Below are 1,989 nucleotides of genomic sequence, written 5' to 3' on the forward strand. Positions count from 1 at the left end.
ACAGCGCGGTATCGTTGGTGACGACCTGCGCCCGCGCCACGCTCGCCGGGACGACGGGACCGGCCGTCAGGGCAGCGAGGATGCAGGGCGCGGCCAGGGCGGACGCGAAGGGACGGCGGACGGTATGAGGCATGATCCGGGCAGCCTAGAACAGATCGCGCCGGGGCGCATCCCCGCGCGCCGGGTGGGTGATCGCCCGCAAGCCCTGAACCCGCAAGGCCCGAACCCACAAGCCTGGGGCCCGCAAGCTCAGGCGCGCGCGGTCAGGCTGTCGGCCACCAGTTCGCGCAGCGGCGCGTGCAGGTGCGTGTTGCCGGCGACGATGTTGACGGAATCGCCCAGATCGTCCAGCTCGTTCCCTTCGGGATCGGTGACATAGCCGCCGGCCTCGCGCACCAGCAGCAGGCCGGCCGCGCAGTCCCACGGCTTCAGCCCCAGCTCCCAATAGCCTTCGTACCGGCCGGCCGCCACCCACGCCAGGTCCAGCGCCGCCGCGCCGAACCGGCGGATGCCCGCCACCTGCGGCATCAGCGCACCCAGCGTCCGGGCGAAGGGCAGGCGGCGCTGCGCCGGCACCTTGGCGAACGGAATACCGGTGGCGAACAGCGCCTCCAGCATGTCGCGCCGCGCCGAGACGCGGATGCGGCGCTCGTTCAGAAAGGCGCCGACCCCCTTCTCGGCCCAGAACATCTCGTTCGCGGCGGGGTTGTAGACCAGGCCCGCGGCCATCTCGACGCTGCCGTCCGGCATGCGGCGCTGCAGCCCGATCGAAATCGCCCAGTGCGGAATGCCGTGCAGGAAGTTCGTGGTCCCGTCCAGCGGGTCGACGATCCAGCGCCAGGTCCAGCCATCGCCGCCCGACGCCCCGCTCTCTTCCATCAGGAAGCCGTAGCCGGGGCGGGCGCGCGCCAGTTCCTCGCGGATCGCGGTCTCGGCGCGCAGATCGGCCTGCGAGACGAAATCGCCCGGCCCCTTGATGCTGACCTGAAGCTGCTCGACCTCGTTGAAGTCGCGCAGCAGGCGCCGCGCGGCCTTCTGGGCCGCGTTCTGCATCACCGTCATGTGGGGAGAGAGTCGCATGGCCACGATGGTCGGTCCTGTCTGGTTCAGCGGGTTGGGGACGGTCGGAAGGGCGGTGCGCGACGGGCCTCAGCCCTTGGCGCGCTCGACATAGCTGGCGTCTTCGGTGCGCACGACGATGCGTTCGCCCGCCTCGATGAAGGGCGGCACCATCGTCTTCACGCCGTTCGACAGCTTGGCCGGCTTGTAGGACGAACTCGCGGTCTGGCCCTTCACCACCGGATCGGCCTCGACGACCTCCAGCGTGACCTGCGCCGGCAGTTGCACGCCCACCGGGTCGCCTTCCACCAGGTTGACGACCAGCGTCATGTTGTCCTGCAGGAACGGCGCCTGGTCGCCCAGCAGTTCCAGCGGCAGCAGCGTCTGCTCGAACGTCTCGGGGTCCATCAGGACGATATTGTCGCCGTCCATGTAGGAATAGGTATATTCCCGTTCCTCGGTCATCAGGCGCTCGACCGTATCGGCGGTGCGCCAGCGCTCGTTCGTCTTGTTGCCGGTCTTCAGGTCGCGCATTTCCACCTGGATGAACGCGCCACCCTTGCCCGGGGTGATGATCTGCTGCTTCAGGACGGTCCAGCGACGGCCTTCGTGCTCGATGACCTGTCCGGCACGGATCAGGTTCGCCTGCTGCTTCATGGTGGGGCCTGTCTCAACTATGGGAATGGAAGGGGAATGGAAGGCGGGCTTCTAACGCCCCCGGGCGCCGAGGGCAAGGTTGGCGGCCGATTCAGCCGCCAGTTTGTGCGCGCCGCCCGCCGGATCGCGCACCACGACCCTGCGTCCCCCCGGCTCGGGCCCGCCCGCCTCCAGCCCGTCTGCCTCCAGATAGTCCGGGCCCAGCGGCACCTTGCCGTGCCCGCCCGGAATATCCAGCGTATAGGTCGGCCAGGCCAGGCCGGTGACCCGGCC

General features: G+C 69.5%; 2 protein-coding genes and 1 pseudogene. All 3 read right to left on the reverse strand.

Annotation, left to right across the window (positions count from 1 at the left end; genetic code table 11):
* Positions 1-249 precede the first annotated feature (249 nt).
* Entirely contained in the window at positions 250-1,080 is an 831-nt protein-coding gene (locus HUK84_RS16285) for an inositol monophosphatase family protein (RefSeq protein WP_176641217.1), read from the reverse strand.
* Between the two features lie 69 nt (positions 1,081-1,149).
* Positions 1,150-1,716: an elongation factor P gene (gene efp / locus HUK84_RS16290; protein ID WP_176641216.1), complete on the reverse strand. Its 567-nt coding sequence runs from the start codon at positions 1,714-1,716 to the stop codon at positions 1,150-1,152.
* A gap of 51 nt (positions 1,717-1,767) precedes the next feature.
* Positions 1,768-1,989 (reverse strand): annotated as a pseudogene (locus tag HUK84_RS16295) (lysine 2,3-aminomutase); the annotation flags it as partial.

The organism is Nguyenibacter vanlangensis (genome assembly GCF_013376155.1).
In the GTDB taxonomy this organism is placed as follows: Bacteria; Pseudomonadota; Alphaproteobacteria; order Acetobacterales; family Acetobacteraceae; genus Gluconacetobacter; species Gluconacetobacter vanlangensis.

Coding starts and splice junctions, on each gene's coding strand:
- HUK84_RS16285 (WP_176641217.1), bottom strand. CDS start 1,080: ATGCGACTCTCTCCCCACATGACGGTGATGCAGAACGCGGCCCAGAAG.
- efp (WP_176641216.1), bottom strand. CDS start 1,716: ATGAAGCAGCAGGCGAACCTGATCCGTGCCGGACAGGTCATCGAGCAC.